The sequence below is a fragment of the Alistipes sp. genome, from assembly GCF_048465635.1.
Lineage (GTDB): Bacteria > Bacteroidota > Bacteroidia > Bacteroidales > Rikenellaceae > Alistipes.
Map to the genome: position 1 here is coordinate 77448 of NZ_DBFWLF010000004.1, position 23677 is coordinate 101124.

Annotated in this window: 11 protein-coding genes and 1 tRNA gene; 11 read left to right on the plus strand and 1 reads right to left on the minus strand. The window is 62.9% G+C overall.

Going from position 1 to position 23677, the window contains the following annotated elements; all coding sequences use genetic code 11:
• Positions 1 to 16 precede the first annotated feature (16 nt).
• Positions 17 to 105: transfer RNA gene (locus ACMO9O_RS00355), tRNA-Ser, on the minus strand.
• Between the two features lie 156 nt (positions 106 to 261).
• On the opposite strand from ACMO9O_RS00355, the gene ACMO9O_RS00360 reads away from it, so the two are divergent.
• The 11 genes from ACMO9O_RS00360 to sufB all read left to right on the plus strand — a co-directional run bounded on the left by ACMO9O_RS00360 (position 262) and on the right by sufB (position 23544).
• Complete coding sequence (locus tag ACMO9O_RS00360; protein ID WP_418981634.1) at positions 262 to 1629, plus strand: alpha/beta hydrolase family protein; 1368 nt, start codon at positions 262 to 264, stop codon at positions 1627 to 1629.
• Entirely contained in the window at positions 1630 to 2811 is a 1182-nt protein-coding gene (locus tag ACMO9O_RS00365; protein WP_418981635.1) for a DUF4861 family protein, read from the plus strand.
• Positions 2812 to 2927: 116 nt separating this feature from the next.
• The gene (locus tag ACMO9O_RS00370; RefSeq protein WP_418981636.1) at positions 2928 to 4601 is read left to right on the plus strand and encodes a glycoside hydrolase family 28 protein; all 1674 of its coding nucleotides are present in this window, start codon (positions 2928 to 2930) and stop codon (positions 4599 to 4601) included.
• 4 nt (positions 4602 to 4605) lie between these two features.
• Entirely contained in the window at positions 4606 to 6228 is a 1623-nt protein-coding gene (locus tag ACMO9O_RS00375) for a pectate lyase family protein (protein WP_418981637.1), read from the plus strand.
• A gap of 74 nt (positions 6229 to 6302) precedes the next feature.
• Positions 6303 to 7922 carry a pectinesterase family protein gene (locus ACMO9O_RS00380; protein WP_418981638.1) on the plus strand — a complete coding sequence of 540 codons (1620 nt, stop codon included), beginning with the start codon at positions 6303 to 6305 and terminating at the stop codon, positions 7920 to 7922.
• A 54-nt stretch (positions 7923 to 7976) separates the two neighbouring features.
• Entirely contained in the window at positions 7977 to 12353 is a 4377-nt protein-coding gene (locus ACMO9O_RS00385) for a two-component regulator propeller domain-containing protein (RefSeq protein WP_418981639.1), read from the plus strand.
• A gap of 2 nt (positions 12354 to 12355) precedes the next feature.
• Positions 12356 to 13570 carry a glycoside hydrolase family 88/105 protein gene (locus ACMO9O_RS00390; RefSeq protein WP_418981640.1) on the plus strand — a complete coding sequence of 405 codons (1215 nt, stop codon included), beginning with the start codon at positions 12356 to 12358 and terminating at the stop codon, positions 13568 to 13570.
• 263 nt (positions 13571 to 13833) lie between these two features.
• Positions 13834 to 17052, plus strand: a complete 3219-nt coding sequence (locus ACMO9O_RS00395) for a SusC/RagA family TonB-linked outer membrane protein (RefSeq protein WP_418981641.1) — start codon at positions 13834 to 13836, stop codon at positions 17050 to 17052.
• A 21-nt stretch (positions 17053 to 17073) separates the two neighbouring features.
• On the plus strand, positions 17074 to 19017 hold the full coding sequence (locus ACMO9O_RS00400; protein ID WP_418981642.1) for a RagB/SusD family nutrient uptake outer membrane protein: 1944 nt from the start codon (positions 17074 to 17076) through the stop codon (positions 19015 to 19017).
• Positions 19018 to 19048: 31 nt separating this feature from the next.
• Positions 19049 to 21961: a hypothetical protein gene (locus ACMO9O_RS00405; RefSeq protein WP_418981643.1), complete on the plus strand. Its 2913-nt coding sequence runs from the start codon at positions 19049 to 19051 to the stop codon at positions 21959 to 21961.
• A 137-nt stretch (positions 21962 to 22098) separates the two neighbouring features.
• Positions 22099 to 23544 carry a Fe-S cluster assembly protein SufB gene (gene sufB, locus ACMO9O_RS00410; protein WP_418981644.1) on the plus strand — a complete coding sequence of 482 codons (1446 nt, stop codon included), beginning with the start codon at positions 22099 to 22101 and terminating at the stop codon, positions 23542 to 23544.
• The last annotated feature ends 133 nt before the right edge of the window (positions 23545 to 23677 follow it).

Consider the following 23677-nt stretch of genomic DNA (forward strand, 5'->3'; position numbering starts at 1 on the left):
TTACACGCTTTTTTCGCGGAGAGGACGAGATTCGAACTCGTGGTACGGATTGACCCGTACGTCGGTTTAGCAAACCGGTGGTTTCAGCCACTCACCCACCTCTCCGGGGACCCTTTCGGCCTTTGTTGCGTGAAAGGGTGTGCAAATATAGGATCTTTTTGGGGAACTGCAAAGGATTGCGGCCAAAAATTGCGTATATTTGCCTATCCCAAATCCATATCCGTGAGATCGCCGCACCGTTTCGTCCGCTTTATAATATATATGGTATGCTCGCTGGCGGCCTGCCCGCTCGCGGCGCAGCCCGCGCTCGGAGAGCGCTTCGAAAGACCCCTCTCCGCGGTGCTGGCGGACGTGGGCACGCGCTTCGGCGTGCAGGTCGTCTGCAAACGGTTCTCCGCCGATACGGTGCGGGTTCCGTACGCCGATTTTCGCGTGAGGCCCTACTCCCTTTCCGAGACGATGGACAACCTGCTGCACCCGCTGGGGCTGGTGTGGAGCGGCGGGAAGCGGATCACGGTTCAGCCCTACGAATATTACCGCCGCACGGTGGCCGACGGCGAAAAGCTGCTGGCGTGGCTCGCGGCGCAGTATGCCGACCGCGCAGCGTGGGAGGAGCGCCGCAGGCAGGTGCTCGCCGGGGTGCGCGGGGCGCTCGCGCTCGATCCGTTCCTGCGCGGCCTGGTTGCGCAGCCGCGGGTGATACAGGGTCCCGAAGAGCCGCATGACGGGTATACGACCCGCAACTATGCGCTCGAAACCCTGCCGGGGGTCTATGTCTGCGGGACGGTCTATGCGCCCCGGACCGCGCCGCTGTCCGGCCGGAACCCGGCCGCGCGCCGTCCGTTGATCGTCGCCCCGTCGGGCCATTGGCCGGGCGGCCGTTACCGGGAGGATCATCAGCGTCTGATGGCCACGCTGGCCCGCATGGGCGCGGTGGCGGTGGATATGGATATTTTCGGCTGGGGCGAATCGGAGCAGCAGGTCGGACGCGAGGCGCATACGGCCCCCTATGCGATGCAGATGCAGGTGCTCTGGTCGAAAGCCGTGACCGACTGGATCGTCGCCGCGCGCTGCGACATCGACACCGCGCGCATGGCCGCCACTGGCGGTTCGGGCGGTGCGACGCACGCGCTGCTGCTGGCCGCGGTGGACGGGCGGTTCGCCGCGCTGGCCCCGGTGGTACATCTGGTGTCGCACTTCGACGGGGGCTGTCCCTGCGAGAGCGGCCGTCCGGTGACGCTGGCCGCCGGAGGCAGCTGCATGCCCGAGATTCTGGCGGCGGTCTGCGCGCCGAAGCCCGTGCTGACGGTGAGCGACGGCGGCGACTGGACCGCCTCCTATCCTGCGCTGGAGTACCCCTACCTGCGGTGCATCTGGGGATTCTACGGGGCGCAGGAGGCGGTGCGGAATGTCCATCTGCCGGACGAACGCCACGACTTCGGGCCGAACAAGCGCCGCGCGGTCTACGACTTTTTCGCCCGCACGCTGGGATTGGACGCTTTGCAGGCCGACGAATCGGCGACGGAGGTGCTGCCCGAGGAGGCGCTGCAGGCGTTGCGCGGCGACTGGCCCGAGGGGTCCGTGCGCTCGCGCGAGGAGCTGGAACAATTACTCGAAAAACTGCCATAGATGAAACGGATTTTACTTTGCATGCTGGCGGCGTGCCTCCTGTGCCCGACCGCCCGACTGAGTGCCAAAACGCAGAAGAACCGCTACCGCGTCTCGGTGGAGGGGGTGCGCAGGGCGTGCCCCGTGGTGATCGGCGATGTGCCCGCGTGGGCGCAGGGCGCCGTGGTGACCGCGGCTGGGCGGGAGATCCCCTCCCAGATAGACCGGGCGCTGGGTGAGCTGGCCTTCGTGGCGGATGTCGACCGGAAGGCGGAGTTCCGCGTGGTCTTCTCTTCGAAGCCGGCCGCGAAGAGCTATCCGGCGCGCGTGCACGCCCAGATGTGGTGGAAGAACCCGGACAAGACGCTTCGGGCCGCCGACACGCTCGCCTCCGACAAGGACGACATGTACCGCAAACTCCACCACCACGGACCCGCTTTCGAGTCGGAGTACGCCGCCTACCGCATCTATTTCGACAAGAAGCAGACCATCGACACCTACGGCAAGAAGCTCCCGCGGCTGGAGCTTGCCGAGACGATGTGGTATCCCTCGGCCGAACAGCTGGCGGCGGATTACGGCTACGACAACCTGCGCGTCTTCGGCTCGGTAGGGGTCGGAGCGCTCAAGGGCTGGGACGCCGAAAAGGGGCGGATGACCCATATCGCCGACTTCAAACGGCGCGAGGCGCGCATCCTGGCCAAGGGCCCCGTGCGCACCGTCGTGGAGATGTGCGTGGAGGGGTGGCGCTGCGGCGACCGTGAAATCACGATGACCTCGCGCTATATCCTCTATGCCGGGCACGGCGACGTGCGGGTCGAGAACCGGATCGAGGGTCCGTGCGAGGGGCTGACCTTCACCACGGGCGTGGTAAAGATGGCCGAGCAAACCGTCGAGCGGACCGGGAACGTGATCGCTGCCTACGGCCGCGACTTTCCGGAGAACGACACCCTCAAGTGGGAGCGCGAGAGCGTGGCGCTGGCGGTGGCCGTGCCGCAGGAGCGGATCGTCTCCGCCGAGGACGACAAGACCAGCTACCTCTTCCAGCTGCGGCCCGACCGACGCGGCCGGATCGACTACGTATTCGAAATGCTCTGGCGGCGCAGCCGCTGGCTCGATGCGCTGAGCGACGACGAGTGCCTCGCCCGGGCCGCCGAAGACGTTGTGCGGGAGTTGCAGCCCGTCGAGGTGGTGCGGATTCGGTAGAATTGAAAAAAAGTGCATCGTTTACGACAAATAATCCAAATCGGATCGCGTGGATAGTTCTACATTTGTATACCTGAAACTGCGAAAAACGGTATACGAATTAAAAACTACCACCTATGAACCTGAAAAATGTGATGATGGGCCTGACTGCGATGCTCCTTGCAAGCGCAGCCTGCGGCCGCACCACCGCTTCCGACGATGCCTCTCCCGCTCCGTTTACGCTGCCGGAGGTGGTGCGTCCGTCGATCCCCGACCGCTCGGCGAGCATCGCCGAGTTCGGAGCCGTCGGCGACGGCCATACGCTCAATACGCAGGCATTCGCCGATGCGATCGCCGCGCTCGCGGCGCAGGGCGGAGGCCGTGTGGTCGTGCCCGAAGGGGTGTGGTACACGGGGCCGATCGAACTGAAGGACAATATCGAACTGCATCTGGCGCAGAACGCCGTAATCGTCTTCAGCGACGACAAGACGCTCTATCCGCTCGTCAAGACCATCTTCGAGGGGCTGGACACCTGGCGCTGCCAGTCGCCCCTCTCGGCCCGCGGCGTAAGGAACGTAGCCGTCACGGGTTACGGGGTGATCGACGGCAACGGCGATGCGTGGCGCGCCGTGAAGCAAGACAAACTCACCGCCGGCCGCTGGAAATCCAAGCTGCGCAGCGGCGGGGTGCTCTCCGACGACGGCAAAACGTGGTATCCCTCCGAGAGTTACAAGTTCGGCGCCACTTCGGGAGCCGATCAGAACGTCTCGACCTGGGCCAAAACGCGCGAGGATTTCGAGCGCATGCACGACTTCCTGCGTCCGGTGATGGTCGCCATTCACAACTGTGAAAACGTGCTGCTGGAGGGGGTCACCTTCCAGAACTCCCCCTGCTGGAACATCCATCCGGCACTCTGCACCAATCTGACGGTCCATAATATAACGGTCCGCTGCCCGGAGTATGCGCAGAACGGCGACGGCATCGACATCGAGTCTTGCAAGAACGTCGTGCTGACCGATTCGCGCTTCGACGTGGGCGACGACGGCATCTGCATCAAAAGCGGCAAGGACAAGGCGGGCCGCGACCGGGGGATTCCCTGCGAAAACGTGCTGGTCGACAACTGCATCGTCTTCCACGGCCACGGCGGTTTCGTGGTGGGCAGCGAGATGTCGGGCGGCGTGAAGAACGTCAAGGTGACCAACTGCATCTTCTCGGGTACGGACGTGGGGCTGCGCTTCAAGTCGACGCGCGGCCGCGGCGGCGTGGTCGAAAATATCTGGATCGAGGGCATCGCCATGAACAACATCCTGCAGGAACCGCTGCTCTTCGACCTCTTCTACGGCGGCAAATCCGCCTCCGAGGCGCATGCCGACGGCGACGATGCCGAACCGACGGACCTCGCGGCGAAACCCGTCGACGAGACCACCCCCGCGTTCCGGGATATTCATATTCGCAACGTGTGGTGTCGCGGGGCGCGCCGCGCGATGTACTTTAACGGCCTGCCGGAGATGAACGTCGAGCGGGTGACGGTCGAGAACACCCAAATCTACGCCGCCACCGGGGCGCAGATCAACGAGTCGACCGACGTGGTGCTGCGCAACGTCAAGATCGTTCCCGAAAAGGGACCGGCCCTGATGCTCAACAACGTCCGCAACCTCTCGGCCGCGGACTTCGCCTGCCCGGCCGGCATGGAGTGCGCCCTGACGGTGACGGGCAGCCGCAACCGCAACGTGGCCGTCCGTTCGGCGCAGATCGACGCGAAGAACAGCCGCCTGTCCGAGGGCGCGCGCAAACAGGTAACAATCCGATAATACTATGAATAGATTTTTGATTAAGGCACTTATGGCGGCTGCCGTGGTGCTCTGCGCCCTGATCGGTTGCGGCAACGACGACGCGACCCCCGACGGGCCTGCGCCCGCACCGACACCCCAGCCGACCCCCGACCCGACTCCCGATCCCACGCCGCAGGTCGAACTCGGTCTGCCGCTCGCCGGCGAGGACGACGGTGTGATCCGCGCCTTCCCCGGGGCCGAGGGCGGCGGCATGTACGTCACGGGCGGCCGCGGAGGCGCGGTCTACCACGTCACCAACCTCAACGATTCGGGAGCAGGCTCGCTGCGCGACGCCGTGAGCAAGAAGGGAGCCCGGACGATCGTCTTCGATGTCTGCGGCACGATTCAGCTCAAGAGTACGCTGGAGGTCAAGAACCCCGACGTGACCATCGCCGGGCAGACGGCGCCGGGCGAGGGCATCTGCCTGCGCGACTACTCGGTGCAGATCAAGACCGACAACGTGATTATCCGCTACCTGCGTTTCCGCATGGGCGACGCCGCCAAGCAGGAGAACGACGCCATCTGGGGACGTTATCACGAGAATATCATCCTCGACCATTGCACCATGTCGTGGTCGACCGACGAGTGTTCGTCGTTCTACGCCAACCGCAACTTCACGATGCAGTGGTGTCTGCTCTCCGAGAGCCTGCGCAACTCGATCCACGGCAAGGGCAAGCATGGCTACGGCGGGCTTTGGGGCGGCCGCAACGCCTCGTTCCACCACAACATGCTCGCCGACCACGACAGCCGCAACGCCCGCATCGACCATCCGGGCATCTACATCAACGGCGGGACCGACTACCGGCCGACCCATCGCGGCAACGTGGATCTGCGCAACAACGTGATCTACAACTGGGGCGGCAACTCGACCTACGGCGGCGAGGACGGCCATTACAACCTGGTGGCCAACTACTACAAGCCCGGTCCGGCCTCGAAAGAGCGGAAATACTTCGTGGACGCCTACTGGCGCAACACCTCGATGGATATCGGCTCGGCCTATCCGTGCCTCTATCTCGAGGGGAATTACCACGCCGGAAGCTACGCTTCGGCGCTCAATTCGAACAACTGGAACGGCGGGGTCTACTACCACGACCAGTCCTCGGCAGGTACGAACCCCTCGACTACCGAGGGCCGTCTGACCGCACCGCTGCCGATCCGTTTCGACGACAGCAAGACCTGCTATACCACCACCCACACGGCGGCCGACGCCTATGCACGGGTATTGGCGTATGTCGGGGCTTCGCTCCGCCGCGATGCGGTCGATGAGCGCGTGCTCGCCGACGCCAAGGCCGGAAAGGCCACCTACACGGGCAGCAACGGTTCGACCGGCGGTCTGATCGACACGCAGGGCGACGTGGGCGGCTGGCCCGAACTGACGGCCACCTCCGAGCAGATCGCCCGCGCGGCCACCGACACCGACGGCGACGGTATTCCCGACTACTACGAGCAGCTGCTGGGTCTCGACAAGACCGATGCGTCGGACGGTGCAGCCAAGACGCTCGATCCGCAGAAGCTCTACACCAACCTGGAGGTCTACCTGCACTACCTGGTGAAGGACATCTCGGCCGCACAGGTTCAGAAAGGCGTCTACAAGGCGCTGGATTAATACCACGCAACCGCATGACGGGTGGGAGGCCGGATGACCTCTCACCCGTTGTAACAAACTGCCAACCGCAAACGATGAAACGACTGCCGCTTCTGCTTCTTTTCGTCCTAACGGCCCCGCTGCTCGCAGCGCAGCCCGTCCGTGTCTACCTCGTCGGCGATTCGACCTGCGCCACGAAGGACCTCGCCAAACAGAACCCCGAACGGGGGTGGGGCCAACTGTTCCAGCCGCTGTTCGACGAAACGGTGGTGGTCGAGAACCACGCCATGAACGGCCGTTCGTGCCGTTCGTTCCGCGAGGAGGGGCGCTGGGATGCGGTCTATGAAAAACTGCGCCCGGGCGACTACGTATTCATCGAGTTCGGCCACAACGACCAGAAAGTCGGGACAGTGCGCTACGCCGCTCCGGCGGACTATGCCGACAATTTGCGGCGCTATATCCGGGAGACGCGCGAAAAGGGCGCTGTTCCGGTGCTGCTCAGCCCTATCGTGCGTCGCCATTTTACGGACGGCGTGCTGGAGGACACTCACGGCGAATACCTCTCCGCCGTGCGGCGGGTGGCGGCTGAGGAGTGCGTGGCGTTTATCGATGCCGAGCGGCTGACCCGGGAGTGGGTCTCGTCGCTCGGGGACGAGGCGTCGCGCCGTTACTTCATGTGGGTAGAGCCGGGAGTGTGTCCGCTCTATCCCGACGGACGGCAGGACAATACGCACCTGAACGTCCGCGGCGCGCACGTCGTGGCGCGGATGATCGCCGCCGAGCTGGTGCATGCCGCGCCCGATCTGGCGCAGCGGCTCGTGCCGGCCGATTGGGTGGTCGCCCGCGACGGCTCGGGCGATTTCTTCACGCTCGGCGAAGCCGTGGCGGCTATTCCCGACTTCTGCCGCGACACGACCCGCGTGGTCGTCTGTGCGGGTGAGTACCGCGAAAAGATCGTCATTCCGGCCACCAAACGCAATGTCGTGCTCCGCGCGCGGGGCGAGGCGGTGGTGACGTGGGACGACTACGCCGCCAAGCCGGGGCTGACGGGCGCGCCGCTCGGCACGTCGGGCACGGCGACCGTCTATTTCGGGGGCGACGACTGGCTGGTGAGCGGCTTTACGTTCCGCAACACCGCGGGCCGGGTGGGGCAGGCCGTGGCGGTGCAGTGCCTCGGCGACGGGATTCATTTCGTCGACTGCCGCTTTTTGGGCGATCAGGATACCCTCTATTTATATGGTTCGGGCAACCGCGACGGGCAGACGGTCTGCGACTGGACGCGCCTCTGGTTCGAGCGGTGTTACATCGAGGGGACGACCGACTTCATCTTCGGCTCGGCGGCGGCCCTCTTCCGCGACTGCGAGATTCGCGCAAAGGCCGACTCCTACATCACCGCCGCGTCGACCTGCCGCGGACAGCGGGTCGGGCTGGTCTTCGAGCGGTGCCGCCTGACCGCCGCCGAAGGGGTGACGCGCTGCTACCTGGGCCGTCCGTGGAGGGAGTATGCGCAGACGGTTTTTATCGACTGTTTTTTGGGTGCGCATATCCGCCCCGAGGGGTGGCACGACTGGAACAAGCCGCAGGCCCGAAAACATTCGTTCTATGCCGAATACGGCTCTCAGGGACCCGGAGCGGCCTCTTCCGGCCGGGTGCGCTGGGCGCATGCGCTTTGCGAAAAGGAGGCCCGGAGAGTGGTAGCCGCCTTCGAAAAATAGTGTCGGAATCCGATATTTTTCGTAAATTTGAGACTGATCGGAACCCGTTGGACCATGAAACGACTGCTGCTGACCTGTTTGCTTCTTTTTGCCGGAATCGGAGGATTCGCCGCCTCGAATCCCCCGCAGTGCATCTTCCGCAACTATACGACCCTCGACGGAATGACGCACGACCGCGTGGCGGACATTTATACCGATTCGCGGGGGTTCGTGTGGATCTGCACGTGGTACGGCGTCAGCCGCTTCGACGGCTATTCGTTCCGCAATTTCAGCACGGTTCCGGCTGACTTTTCGCCCCTGTCGCACCACCGCTTCGTCTCGGTGAGCGAGGATTCGAACGGTCACCTCTGGTTCACGACCTATAATTTCCACGTCTACCGGCTCAACCGCTACACCGAGCAGTTCGAGGACGTGGTATCGCTGATCGAGGGCGCCGACTCGAAACACTATCGGTCGAGCCACTGTCTGCACGACGCCGACGGCGGCACGTGGGTGACCATCGCGGGGATGGGGGTGGTGCGTTTCGCCGATGCGCCCGACGCCTCGCCCGTCGAGGTCGATGCCCTCTTCGACAATCCGGTGCTGGGGGGCGACGTGTCGGCGATGTACGTCGACGACCGCGACAACGCCTGGATCGCCGTCACGGACGGTCAGATCAACTTCATCGACGCCGCCGCACGGCAGCAGGTGCGCACGGTATGCGAGATGCCGGACCCGGCTTTCGCGTTCACCGCCGATGCGGCCCACGTCTACTGCGCCACGCCGCGCGCGGTGGTCCGCGCCGACAAGAGCGGCGGCGGGGTGGTCGAAATGCCCGCCCGCAGCGCCGACCTGACGGCCATCGCCGCCGATTCGGTCGGCCGGACGGTCTACGCGGGCAGCCGCACGGGCGAACTGTTCCGCGTGGCGGGCGACCGCCTGAAGCCCCTCGCACCCCGCGGTGCGCGTCCGGGCCGCATCCGCGACCTGAAGGCCGATTCGCACGGCATCCTGTGGGTGACTTCGGCCGATGCGGGCATCACGCGCTACAACCCCGCCACGGACGATTACAAGCATTTCGAGCAGCAGCCCTACACCGTCTCCTACAACGCCGACACCATCACCAAGATCGCCGAGGGGCGGGGCCGGCTGTGGATCAAGATGAATAAATACGGCTTCGGCTACTACGACCGCGAGCGGGACCGCGTGGAACCTTTCTACAACGATCCCAAGCAGCCCAACTGCCAGATGACCAACGCCGTGGTCCGCTTCGACGTGCACGACGACGTGCTGTGGCTGTCGACCTACTACGAGCGCGGCCTGCGCAAGGCCGTGATCCTGGAACAGCCGGCCGATGTCTTCACGCTCGACTCCGACCAGCCGAGCGAGCTGGCGGGCGAAATCCGTGCGCTGATGAACGACCGGCGCGGACGCATGTGGGTCGGCACGCGCGACGGCGAGCTGTTCTGCTTCGATGCCGATCTGCGGGAGGTCTACCGCCATCCCGTGACCCGCCGCGGCGGGCTGGGGATGATCTATACCCTTAAGGAGGATATGGCGGGCAACATCTGGGTCGGCACGAAAGGCGAGGGGCTCTACCGCATGACCCCCGAGGGCAAGGGGTACGCCGTGACGCACTTCACCCACTCCGACCGGGACGAATATTCGCTCAGCGACGACCAGATCTACTGCGTCGAGGAGGATGAGCAGGGTCGGATCTGGCTGGCGACCTACGGCGGGGGCATCAACATCCTGGAAGACCCCTCCGGCACCCGCTTCATCCATGCGGGCAACCAGCTTGTGAACTATCCGCTCGACGAGGCCGGGCGCGTGAGGTGGCTGCTCTGCGACGGCGAGGACCGCATGTTCGCCGCCACGGTCGACGGGCTGCTGGTCTTCGATCCGGGGACCAATTACCGGCAGATGCGCTTCCGCCTGATGCAGAAGATTCCGGGCGACGCGACCTCGCTGGGCAACAACGACATCATCCACATGCTCAAGGACGCGCAGGGGCGCGTCTGGCTGGCCACGTTCGGCGGCGGGCTGAACCTGATCGAGGGGTACGACGGAGAGGGTGCGCCCCGGTTCCGCTGCTACGACAAGACGTGCGGCCTGTCGAGCAATATCTGCATGGCCCTCACGCAGGACAAGCAGGGCGAACTGTGGGTCTCGACCCACAATGCCGTCTCGCGCTTCGATCCGCGGCGGGAGCTTTTCTCCAACTACCCGCTCTACGACAACATGCGCAACGCCGTCTTCAGCGAGGCGACGGCCCTGACCTCCGTGCGCGGCGACGTACTCTTCGGCAGCGGCCGCCAGCTCTACCGCTTCGACCCCGAGAAGATGCGCGCATCGAAGATCGACTACAACCTGCGCTTCACGGGGCTGGACGTACGCAACAAACCCGTCGTCCCGGGCCGCCGCTCGCCGCTCGGGGAGTCGGTCTCCGAGGCGTCCGTGGTGACGCTGCCCTACAACTTCTCCAATTTCCGCATCGACTTCGCCGCGCTGAACTACACCGTGCAGCACGTGGTGGGGTATATGTACAAGCTCGAGGGCTACGACCACGACTGGAACGTGGCCGGATCGACCAACCGGGCCTCCTATTCCAACCTGCCCATCGGGGAGTACCGCTTCCACGTGCGGGCTTTCGTCGGCAACGCCGACGCGGCCGACGAGGGCATCTCGATCGGCGTCGAAGTGCTTCCCCCCCCCTGGCTGACGTGGTGGGCTAAGACACTCTACGCGCTGCTGGCGATCGGCATCGCCGCTGCGGTCTACCGCACGGTCAGCTCCGTGGTGCGCATCCGCCGCGAGGCGAGCGTCGAGCAGAACATGACCGACCTCAAGCTCAGCTTCTTCACCAACATATCGCACGAACTTCGTACGCCGCTCACGCTGATTCTGGGCGGCATCGAGGACGTGCGCAAGAACGATGAGTTGTCCCCGCGCGGCGACATCAGCCTCACGCTGGCCCACCGCAACGCCAAGCGCATGCTGACGCTCATCAACCAGCTTCTGGACTTCCGCAAGATCGTCAAGAACAAGATGGAGCTGAAAATCTCGCGCGTGGACCTGGTTCCCGTGGTCGAGGATGCGCTGGACGACTTCCGCGAGATGGCCGCCGAGCGGCGGATCGAACTGCTGTTCACCGTCTCGCGCCGCTCGATCCTGGTGTGGGTCGACATCGAGCGCATGGAGAGCGTGGTCTACAACTTGCTGTCCAACGCGCTGAAATTCACGCCCAATGGCGGAAAGATCGAAGTGATCCTCTCGGTACGCGACCAGGAGGAGTGCGTCACGCTCACCGTCCGCGACACGGGCATCGGCATCCCGCGCGACAAATTGGGCGTGATCTTCGAACGCTTCGCGCAGGCTTCGCGGGCCGTGGACACCAACCTCAAGGGTTCGGGCATCGGGCTTTCGCTCTGCCGCGACATCGTGGCCCTGCACCACGGCGAAATCTCGGTGGAGAGCCGGCCCGGCGAGGGCGCGGCCTTTACGGTGAAGCTCCGGCTGGGCAACGCCCACTTCGGCATGGAGCAGATCGACTTCACGGGCGAGGCGGCCGCGGGCCGGAAGACCGACTACATGGTCAGCGACTACACCTCGACCGACCGCCAGCGCCGCACCGACGTGCAGCCGCCCGAGGGGGCGCAGAAGATTCTGCTGGTGGAGGATAACCGCGAGCTGCGGCTGTTCATGTACAACAGCCTAATCGAATCCTACTTCGTGGTGGAGGCCGACGACGGGGTCGAGGCGCTCGAGAAGATCCGCAGCGAAATGCCCGACATCGTAATCACCGACCTGATGATGCCCCGCATGGACGGCATCGAGCTGATCGACAAGGTGCGCCACGACTTCACGATGAGCCACATTCCGATCGTCATGCTCACGGCGCGCCACTCGCCCGACGACCGGGTCAAGGCGATGGAGTTCGGAGCCGACGGTTACATCACCAAGCCTTTCAGCATCGAGCTGCTGCTGGCCCGCATCGACAACCTGCTGACGCAGCGCCGCAAACTCTTCGAAAAGTTCTCCCAGCAGTCGGCCCGCAACAAGGCGGTCGAACTGGTCGTGGAGGATGTGGTGGTCACCGACCGCGACGAGGAGTTCATGAAGGAGGTCATGTCGTGGCTGGGGGCGAACATCGAAAATTCGGAGCTGACGATCGACCAGCTCGCCTCGCACCTCGGACTGGGCCGCACGACCATGTACAACAAGCTCAAGAGCCTTACGGGCAAGTCGCCCGTCGAGCTGATCAAGGAGTACCGCATCACTAAGTCGAAACTGCTGCTGCGCACGGGCCAGTTCTCCGTGTCGGAGGTGGCCTACAAGGTCGGATTCTCCGACCCGGGCTACTTCAGCCGCTGTTTCCGCGAGATGTACCACATGTCGCCCGCCGAATACCTCAAAACCCATAACCTGAAACAAGACCAAGACTCGAAATGACGATGAAACGAATCCTGATTCTCGCCCTGACCCTTGCGGGCGTCTCGTGCGCCTCGCGCGGCGCGCTCTACGACGCGGGCCGGCCGCTCGCGGTGCGCATGGCCGAAAGCGAGATCGCGCGCAACCCTTCGCCCACGACCCTCGACGGCATCCCCGCCGGCAAGGTGAAGTGGAACTACACCACGGGACTCGAACTGCTGGCCCTGATGGACGCCGCGGAGGTCTACGACCGCCCCGATCTCTACGACTACGCCCGGCGCTACTACGACACGATCGTACGGCCCGATCATACCGTCATCACCTATAAGAAGAGCAACTACAACCTCGATCATGTCTGCCCCGGCCGGGCGCTCTTCGCCCTTTACGACCGCACGGGCGAGATGCGCTACCGGGCTGTGATCGACACGCTCTTCACCCAGCTGCAGGAGCAGCCGCGCAACGCCGACGGGGGCTTCTGGCACAAGAAGGTCTACCCCGGGCAGATGTGGCTCGACGGGCTTTACATGGCCGAACCGTTCTATGCCGAATATATCGTGCGCTGCGGTGCGCAAGACGAGCGGTTCGAAGCGTGGAAGGCTGACATCGTGAACCAGTTCACCGCGGTCGCCGATCATACGTTCGATCCTGCGACGGGGCTTTACCGCCATGCCTGCGACGTCTCGCGCGAAATGTTCTGGTGCGACCCCGCCACGGGACAGTCGGCACACGCCTGGTGCAGGGCGATGGGGTGGTACGCGATGGCCATCGTCGAGACGCTGCAATACCTGGGCGTCGACCCCGCGACGCAGCCGATGGTCGACATCCTGAACCACATTTACGAAGTGCTGCCCCGCTACGCCGATCCCGAGACCGGCATGTGGTATCAGGTGCTCGACTGCCCCGGCCGGGAGGGCAACTACCTCGAATCGACCGGATCCATCATGTTCGTCTACGCCCTGCTCAAGGGGGTGCGGCTGGGCTATCTGCCCGCCGAATACGGTCCGCGCGCTACGGAGCTGTACGAGAAGTTCGTCGAGCGTTTCGTCCGGGAGAATCCCGACGGCACACTCTCGCTGACCGACTGCTGCGCCGTGGCCGGACTGGGCGGCAAGCAGCTGCGCAGCGGCACGTTCGACTACTACATCTCCGAGCCGGTGATCGACAACGACTGCAAGGGGGTGGGTCCGTTCATCTGGGCCTCGATCGAATACGACCGGGCCAAAGGCCGGGTCGAATAACGCCGCACGAAAAAAATCCTTCCTCTCCGGGAGGATTTTTCGTCTCTTCCCGCGCGGAAAAACCCCTGTCCTGCGCGCGCGGAGAGCCGATCCGTGCGATCTGACAAATTATCCAAGAGAAGTGATAAATTTTACCAGCCCCTTCTTCCCGTGCAATTTACTTTTGTATAGGGATGAAGCGGAAATTTGTTAAAATTTTTAAAAACAGCTTCCCCTCCGGACATGAAAACAAGTAAACCTAATTATTAACCAAAACCATTTTTATGAAAAACTTTACGCTAAAGTTCGCCCTGTTTTTCCTGATGGGTGTGGGCCTGGTCTCGACGGCCGCGGCCCAGAAGATCGGAGGCGTCGTCAAGGACGCTGCGGGAAACCCGGTGATCGGCGCTTCGGTGATCGTCGACGGAACGACGCTGGGCGCAAGCTCGGGCGTCGACGGTTCGTGGTCGCTCAACGTGCCCGATGCGTCGAAGAAGACGCTGGTGATCTCTTATATCGGTATGGAGACCCAGCAGGTTCCCATCGGTAACAAGACGATGATCGACGTGACGCTGGCCGATGCCGCGACGGCGCTGGACGACGTGGTGGTCGTGGGTTACGCCACCATGAAGCGCCGCGACGTGGTCGGCTCGATCTCCTCGGTCGGGGCGGAGGCGCTCACCCAGATGCCGGTGGCATCGGTGGCCGAGGCGATGACCGGGCGTATGGCCGGTGTGGCCATCACGGCGAGCGAGGGCGATCCCGATGCCGAGATCAAGATCCGCGTGCGCGGCGGCGGCTCCATTTCGCAGGACAGCTCGCCGCTGCTGATCGTCGACGGCTTCCCCGTGGAGAGCATTTCGGACATCCCGGCTTCGGACATCCAGTCGATCGACGTGCTGAAGGACGCCTTCTCGACGGCCATCTACGGTTCGCGCGGCGCCAACGGTGTGGTGATCGTGACGACCAAGAGCGGCGAAAAGGGCCGCCTGACGGTCAACTACAACGCCTACGTCGGTTTCAAGGACATCGCCCGCAAGAACAAGCTGGCGGTGATGGACGTGTCGAACTTCGTGAAGTACCAGTACGAGCTGGCCGCCATGCGCGAAGAGGTGGACAAGATGTATGAGCCGTACTTCGGTTCGTTCAGCGACATCGACCTCTACGACAACCTCCGCGGCAACGACTGGATGGACCAGCTCTTCGGCCGCACGGGCACGCAGTTCAGCCACAACCTTTCGGTTTCGGGCGGCGGCGACAAGTTCAAGTGGACGGCCAGCTACTCGCGCCTTTACGACAAGGCGATCATGCTCGGCTCGAACTTCAGCCGCGACAACCTCAACCTCAAGTCGAGCTACAAGCCCAACAAGCGCGTGTCGTTCGACTTCTCGGTGCGCTACTCCAATACGAAGGTGCGCGGTGCGGGCGCCAACTCGCTCTCCGACGCCGGCTCCTCGACGACGGGCCGTCTGCGCAACGCCATCCTCTACTCGCCGATTCCCATTTCGGGACAGACCGCCGAGGTCGAGGACCCGGAGAACAGCTCCGACGCCGTGAACCCGATCACGGCCGTCTACGACAGCGACAAGAAGCGTCAGCGCACGCAGTGGAACGCCAACGCGGGCTTCACGTGGGAGATCGTCGACAACCTCAAACTCAAGGTCGAGGCCGGTCTGGACAACTACAACCAGATCGACAACGAATATTATGGTCTGACGACCTACCACTCGCGCGACAAGTCGTCGGTCAAGGGCACGCCCTCGGTGCGCTACTCTGACCTCAAACGCGAGCGTGTGCGCAGCACCAACACCCTCTATTACGACTTCAAGAAGGTGCTCAACAACGACAGCCACCACCTGAACCTGCTGCTGGGTCAGGAGTACATCATCACCCGCGCCAATACGTTCCAGACGCTGGTCGACGGCTTCCCCGTGGACTTCGACGCCGACAAGGCGTGGAACGTGATGGGTTCGGGCAGCAACGTGGTCTATTCGCAGAACGTCTATGCGCCCGACGACAAGCTCTTCTCGTTCTTCGGCCGCGTCAACTACGACTTCAAAAGCAAGTACTTCCTCTCGGCGACGATGCGTGCCGACGGCTCCTCGAAGTTCTCCGAGGGCGGCAAGTGGGGCTACTTCCCCTCGGCAGCCGTGTCGTGGCGTCTCTCGGGCGAGAACTGGCTGAAGGACGCCGCCTGGCTCGACAACCTCAAACTGCGTTACAGCTTCGGTACGGCCGGAAATAACAACATCCCCTCGGGCGTGTCGCGCAACCAGACCTTCGCCGCCGGAACCGAGACCATCTACGTCAACGGCGTGGACAACTACTGGACGGCCGGCGACATCATGGCCAACCCCGACCTGACGTGGGAGACGACCTACTCGCATAACCTGGGTCTCGACTTCAGCTTCTGGAAGGGCCGTCTGAGCGGTTCGGTAGAGGTTTACCAGAACAATACGAAAGACCTGCTGATCAAGATTCCCATCCAGGGCAGCGGCTACCGCTATCAGTTCCGCAACGCCGGCGAGACCCGCAACCGCGGCGTCGAGGTGGCTCTGAGCGCCGTGCTGGCCGAGAAGAAGAACTGGGGGCTGAATTTCAGCGCCAACATCGCCTTCAACAAGAACCGCGTGATGGACCTGGCCGAGCTGAACGAAACGGGCTTCTCGGTCAATTCGGGCTGGAACGGCTACCTGACCGTCGACGACTATATCGCTACGGTCGGCTCGGCCGTCGGTGACGTGCGCGGTTATACGACGCTGGGCCGCTACGAGGTCTCCGACTTCGATCTGGACCACTACGCCCAGACCGGGGAGTGGAAGACGCTCGACGGTTCCGATTCCGAGTCGGTGACGGGCGTTCCCACCCAGCCCGGTTCGCTCCGCCTGGCCGTCGACGAGAACGGCAAGCCCGTCTACGGGGTGATCGGCAACGTGCAGCCCAAGTTCACGGGCGGTTTCTCGCTCACGGGCCACGCTTACGGCTTCGACCTGGCCGCCAACTTCACCTACTCCTACGGCAACAAGGTCTACAACGCCAACAAGATCGAGTACACGGCCTGCCACAACAACTACACGGCCGGCAAGATCCGCAACCTGTTCGCCGACATGTCGCTGGGCAGCCGCTGGACCAACGTCGACTGGGCGACCGGCGAGCTGATCACCGATCCGGCCCAGCTGGAGACCGTCAACGCTTCGACCTCGATGTGGTCGCCCTACATCACTCAGACGTTCATGCACAGCTGGGGATTGGAGGATGCTTCCTACCTGCGCCTCAGCTCGCTGACGTTGGGTTACACGCTGCCCAAGACGCTCACGCGCAAGATCCGCATCGACAAGATCCGCATTTACGCAACGGGAACCAACCTCTTCTGCTGGACTCCCTACACGGGCGCAGACCCCGAGGTGGACACCCGCCGCTCGACCCCGATGACGCCGAACGTCGACTACTCGGGTTATCCCAAGAGCCGCTCGTGGGTGTTCGGTATCAACATCTCTTTCTAAACCCTAATCCTGCGTAAAACCATGAAAAAAATAGCATATCTTTTAGTCGTAGCGATCCTGCCCATGCTGGCCGTTTCGTGCCTCGATGACAAACTCGAGGTGGAGAACCCGTCGGAGTACGAAGCCAACGTGATCTTCGCCAGCTACACCTATTCGGAGAATGTCATCAACTCCATCTACCAGCGGTTCGGCATGAACAAATCCTACCGCAACCGTTTTCTGAACTACTACGGCACGAACACCGACTGCGAGTGGTGGAACGGCGCCAAACTGGGCGACGTGAAGTCGGCCATCTCGATGTACAGCTCGACGGTTACCGACGGCAACCAGCTTAACGAATCGGACGGCGCTTACAGCCAGATGTATATCGCCATCGAATCGGCCAACCAGTGCATCGCCGGGCTGCGCGAATACGGCCAGACCGAGACGCGTCCCGACATGGCCTACCTGCTGGGCGAGGTGCTGACGCTGCGTGCGATGCTCTACTACGACCTGGTGAAGGCGTGGGGCGACGTGCCCGCGCGCTTCGAGCCACTGAAGACCGAGACCATCTACGTGCAGAAGAGCGACCGCGACGTGATCTTCAAACAGCTGATCGCCGACCTGCAGGAGGCTGCCAACTACGTCTACTGGCCCACCGAGGCGACGCAGACGATGACCACGGGCCGCGTGAACAAAGCCTTCGTCAAGGGTCTGCTGGCCCGCGTGTGCCTGATGGCTGCCGGTTACGGACAGCGTCCCGACGAGGGGCAGCTCGGTACGGGCAACATCGGCTCCAACCGGCGCAGCAAGCTGGTCGAGGGCGGCGAGTGGGCCGACAACTACCTCTACCGCGTGGCGCTGCAGGCCTGCAAGGACGTGATCGAAAAGGAGAATGTCTACGTGCGCCTGAGCGACGATTTCGAGAAGATCTGGATCGACATGATGCAGTACAAGAACATCATCGCCGGCGGCGAGACGCTCTTCGTAATCCCCTTCTCGCACGAGGTGCTGCGCGGACAGTGGAACTATACCTACGCCATCAAGCACCCGGCCAAGGACTCCTACGTGGGCAAGAGCGGCATGGGCGGCTCGATGGGTCCCGTTCCGACCATGTTCTACGAGTACGGCGACAAAGAAGGCAACAACGGCAAGAACGACGAGCGCCGGAACGTATCGTGCGTGAACTACATCTGGAAAGAGCAGGCCAAACCCGAACTGGAGCCGGCCGGCATCAATACGTGGTACTTCGGCAAGTACCGCTACGAGTGGATGACCAACGGTACGAAGGTGACGGCCAACGACGACGGCATCATGCCGATCGTGATGCGCTACGCCGACGTGCTGCTGATGGCCGCCGAATGCGCCAACGAACTGGGCGACACGGACTATGCCCGGGAGCAGCTGCGCAAGGTGCGTCTGCGCGCCTACGACAGCCACAAGACCGAGGCGAATGCCTATGTGGATGCAATCGGTTCGAAGGAGGACATGTTCTGGGCCATCGTCGATGAGCGTGCGCTGGAGTTCCTCGGTGAGGGGTTGCGCAAGGCCGACCTGATCCGCTGGGGTATGTTGGGTCAGTCGATCGAGGCGACCAAGGAGAAGATGCGTGCATTACGTAATCAGGATGAATGCACAGTAACAATCTCCACTCCCACTGCCAGTCGTACAAAGACTTATAGTTATAAGACCGTCGGAACGTCGCTTTGGTATCGCGTAAGCCCGACCGCGCTGGTTCCCGAAAATATCGAGATGTACGGTCTGGATCGTGGCGAGGGCGGAACCCCCGAGGGCAGCGGCTGGACGCAGTGGACCGACAAGGAGGGCAAAACCGACTACATCAAGGAGAGCCAGATCAAGGACGAGAAGATCAGCTACCTCTCGCTCGCCGGAAGCCCCTCCGCTACCGACCAGCGCATGTTCTGGCCCCTCTACTCGGCCATCACCTCGACGAATCCCTACCTCACCAACGACTACGGTTATTAATCGGGTGCAACGCTAAAATCATACGAAACCTATGAAAAAGATCATAAATTCCCTGCTCTGCACCTTCCTCGTCGCCGGCAGCGCCCTTCTGGCGGGCTGTCACGATCCGGAAGACACCATCGACACGCTGGCGCTGGACCGTGCGCTCTCGCCGCTGAACTTCGAACTGACGCTCGAAGCTAACGTCAACGCCACCTTCACCTGGACGCCGATCTCCACGGCGCGTCAGTACTCGCTCACGCTCGTCAAGACCGAGGACGGGTCGACCTACCGCTCGCTCAAGCTCACCGACGACGGGGCCTCGGCCAAGATGACCTACAAGTTCCTCGAACTGCCTGGCAATACGAAGTTCCGCGCCGAACTGGTGGCCCTGAGCACTACGACGGGCAACTCCAAGCCCGCTGTCAAGGAGTTCGAGACCGGCGTCGAGCAGTTGTTCCTCAACGACGGCGTGGTTGCGGGCGACGACATCACCGCCACGACGGCCATCCTGCGCTGGATTCCCGAATCGACCGTCACCCACCTCGACGTGGATAACAACATCGGTCGCATCGATCTGGATGCCGATGCGATCCGCGAGGGTTACTACCAGCTCACGGGTCTTACCAACGGCACGACCTACACGGTCAACCTCTGCCGCGACGACGCGGTGCGCGGAACCTGCACGTTCGTGGCCAGCGACAAGGCGACCATCGAGGTGATCGACAAGACCGGATCGTCCATCACCGTCGCCTGGAGCGAGGAGGACAACGTTACGGCCCTTCGCATCGAGAGCGCCGGCGCCGAACCGGCGGACGTCACGCTGGGCGAGGCCGACAAAGCCGCCCGCAAGTACCAGTTCACCGACCTGGCGGCGAATACCGAATACACGATCACCTTCTTCAACGAAGGCGTCGAGAGCGGCGTGCTGATCGTTACGACGCTCGGAGAGGCTACCTCCTGGAACTTCACGACCTGGAACGTAACCAACTGGGTTGAAAACACGACCATCGAAGGGCTGACGATCCTGGCCAATGGAGACAGCAAGAATGTCGAGATTCGCTACGATCCCGATTACGACGTCAACTACCTCGACCTGCGCGGCAAGTCGACCATAAAGACAATGCCTCCGACGGAGCGTGCGCTGAAGATCGCCGCAAACGAAGAGGGTGTGCTGGTAATCGACTGCTACGCCAACGCTTCGGGACGTAATTTCTATGTCTATTCCGACCAGCTCGGCACGAGCTTCGGTCCCGTGGAGGCTCCCATTGCAGCCAACCGGGGCAAGGTTTATATCCCCTGCATGGGCGTTACGCGCGGTTCGCTCTACCTTTGGACCGACGCTTCGATCAACCATATTTACAGCATCGAGTGGTACGCCGGTTCGGAGGCTCCGGGCCAGAACGCCACGCCGCTGGAAATGCCCGTCGTGAAAGCGCAGCCCGCCGAGGTTACCGCCGGCGATGAGACAGCGGTCGACTTCTCGTGGGAGGCCGTGCCCAATGCCGTGACCTACGAGTGGCGCATCAAGGTGACCTTTGCGGATGGCACGACTGCAGTCATGAGCGGTGAAACCGATCAGTTGAGCGCGCAGCTCAGCACCAACGTGGTGAAGGCCCTCAAGCCCGGCGATCATACGATGTACGTCACGGCGAAGCCCGCGGGCGAGTATAAGTTCAGGAAGTCGCCGGCCGGCAGCGCAACGCTCTCGGTGAGCGACACGAAGCTGAAAGCTCCCGTGGTCAAGCTCGCCCCCGCAAAGGTCGAGGTAGGCGCTTCGAGCGAGGTGGTCGCTTCGTGGGATGCCGTGGATAACGCCGCATCGTACAAAGTCACCTTCAACGGTAGCGAGGAGACGGTAACGACCGCTTCCTATACGATTCCCGCCGCTACCGTGGCCGCACTGGCCGTGGGCGAGTACGTGATCTCGGTGGTGGCTCTTCCCGCCTCGGCCGAAATGCAGGCTTCCGACGCCGGAACGGCCAAGCTGACCGTCGCCGACAAGTCGCAGGGCGGAGAAGGTGAGACCCTTACGTGGGATTTCTCCGATCCCGGGTTCGACACTTACTATACCGCCATCGGCGAGGCGAACAATGTCGAGTACACCGACACTTGGAACGGTCTGAGCATCGTTGCCGGCGGCGGCAGCATCAAGGTGGGAACCAACGCCTCGCTCAACAAGCGCTATATCCAGGCCGGCGGCGCCGGATCGAACGTGAAACGCTACTTGAAGTTCACGGCCTCCGCTGCAGGAAAGCTGACCGTCGTGGCTTCGAACACGGGCAGCTCGGAGGATTTGGCCCGCATGGTGACCGTCGAGTCCGGTGGCGCGACCGAAAGCCTGCCGGGCGGATTCTCGAGCAACACGCCCCAGACCGTCACTTTCGAAGTGAAGGATGCCGGCGACGTGTTGATCTATCCCACGGGGAACGGACTGCGCTTTTACAGCGTGAAGTTCGAATCCACGGGCGGCACGCCGACGCCTCCGCCCACCCCGTCGGGCACGGACTATACGATGACGCTCTCGGCCACGGCCGGCGTGCTCTCGCCGAACATCACGGGCATTCCCTCCAGTTGGCAGGAGGCCACGTGGACGGCGACCGACGACACGGGCGCCAGCACGATCACCTTCACGGGCAACATCTATTACAGCACCAGCTCAACGAAGAACATCGTGTGGTACTTCAACAAGGGCAAGGCCGAGACGCACGTCGCCGCTACGGAACTGGGCACGATCCGCAAGATCACGGTCTATCCCAATTCGGCCCGCAAGCCGGAGTTGCTGGTCTGCACCTACGGCGAGGGAACCGCTCTTGCGGCGACCGAGCCGACGGGAACGAACTCTTCGACGATCACTTTCGACTTTGCTTCGGCGGGTGTCGCGTCGGACAATTTCAGGATCGATTTCACCGATACGAGCACCAACATCGAGGTGGGCAAAGTGGTGATCGAATACACCAAATAATCCGGTATCGCAACGCTTTCGAGGCGGCGGGCACTCAGCCCGCCGCCTCTTTTTGTCGGGACCCGAAATTTCATTTGTCGGCCCGATTGGCGAAATTATTGATTGGAATTTATATCTTTGCATCATATTTCGCACGTATGGCTGAAAACGAAAAAGAGCTTTTGGAAAACCTCCGGGACCAGGAGTACAAATACGGCTTCACCTCCGACATCGAGACCGAAACCATCGGCAAGGGGCTTTCGGAAGAGGTTGTGCGGCTGATCTCCGCCAAGAAGGGTGAGCCGGCGTGGATGACCGAATACCGGCTCTCCGCCTACCGTCACTGGCTGACTTTGGAGCCTCCTACGTGGGCGCACCTGACCTTCCCGGAGATCGACTTTCAGGATATTATCTACTATGCAGCTCCCAAGCAGCTGAAAAAGCTGAACTCGGCGGACGAGATCGATCCCGAGCTTAAGCGCACGTTCGACAAGCTGGGGATTCCGTTGGAGGAGCAGATGATGCTGGCGGGTGTGGCGGTCGATGCCGTGCTGGATTCCGTCTCGGTCAAGACCACCTTCAAGGAGACCCTCTCCGAAAAGGGGATCATTTTCTGCTCGATCTCCGAGGCGCTGCGCGACTATCCCGAACTGGTGCGCAAGTACTTGGGCAGCGTCGTGCCGCCTACCGACAACTTCTACGCGGCGCTCAACGCCGCAGTCTTTTCCGACGGTTCGTTCTGCTACATTCCCAAGGGGGTGCGCTGCCCGATGGAGCTGTCGACCTATTTCCGCATCAATGCCGCGGGGACGGGGCAGTTCGAACGAACGCTGATCGTGGCCGACGAAGGCTCCTACGTGAGCTATCTGGAGGGGTGTACGGCCCCGCGCCGCGACGAGAACCAGCTGCACGCCGCCGTGGTGGAGATCGTCGTCGAGAAGGACGCCGAGGTCAAGTACTCCACCGTCCAGAACTGGTATCCCGGCGACCGGGAGGGGCGGGGCGGCATCTACAACTTCGTCACCAAGCGCGGCATCTGCCGCGAGAATGCGCGCCTGTCGTGGACGCAGGTCGAGACCGGTTCGTCCATCACCTGGAAATACCCGAGCTGCATCCTGGCGGGCGACAACTCGGTCGGGGAGTTCTACTCGGTGGCCATGACCAACAACTTCCAGCAGGCCGACACGGGGACGAAGATGATCCACATCGGTCGCAATACGCGCAGCCGCATCGTCTCGAAAGGCATCTCGGCGGGCCGCAGCCAGAACTCCTACCGCGGACTGGTCCGCGTGGGACGCAAGGCGCACAACGCCCGCAACTTCTCGCAGTGCGACTCGCTTTTGATCGGCGACAAGTGCGGGGCGCACACCTTTCCCGAGATCGACGTGCGCAACCGCACGGCGGTGGTCGAGCACGAGGCCACGACCTCCAAAATCTCCGACGACCAGCTCTTCTACTGCAACCAGCGCGGCCTCTCGACCGAAGACGCCGTGGGGCTGATCGTCAACGGCTATGCCCGCGAGGTGCTGGCCAAGCTGCCGATGGAGTTCGCCGTAGAGGCGCAGAAATTGCTGGCGCTCCAGTTGGAGGGATCGGTGGGATAAGGTCGGTGTCCGCGGGCGCAGCCTGCGGAGGGACGCGTCAAGCGGGCCTCCGCGCCCGGAGGCTGCGGCCCGCCGGCCCGAAAGGCCGAAAACAGGGACCGAACTGCGGCCCGCCTGCCAGAAGGCCGAGAAT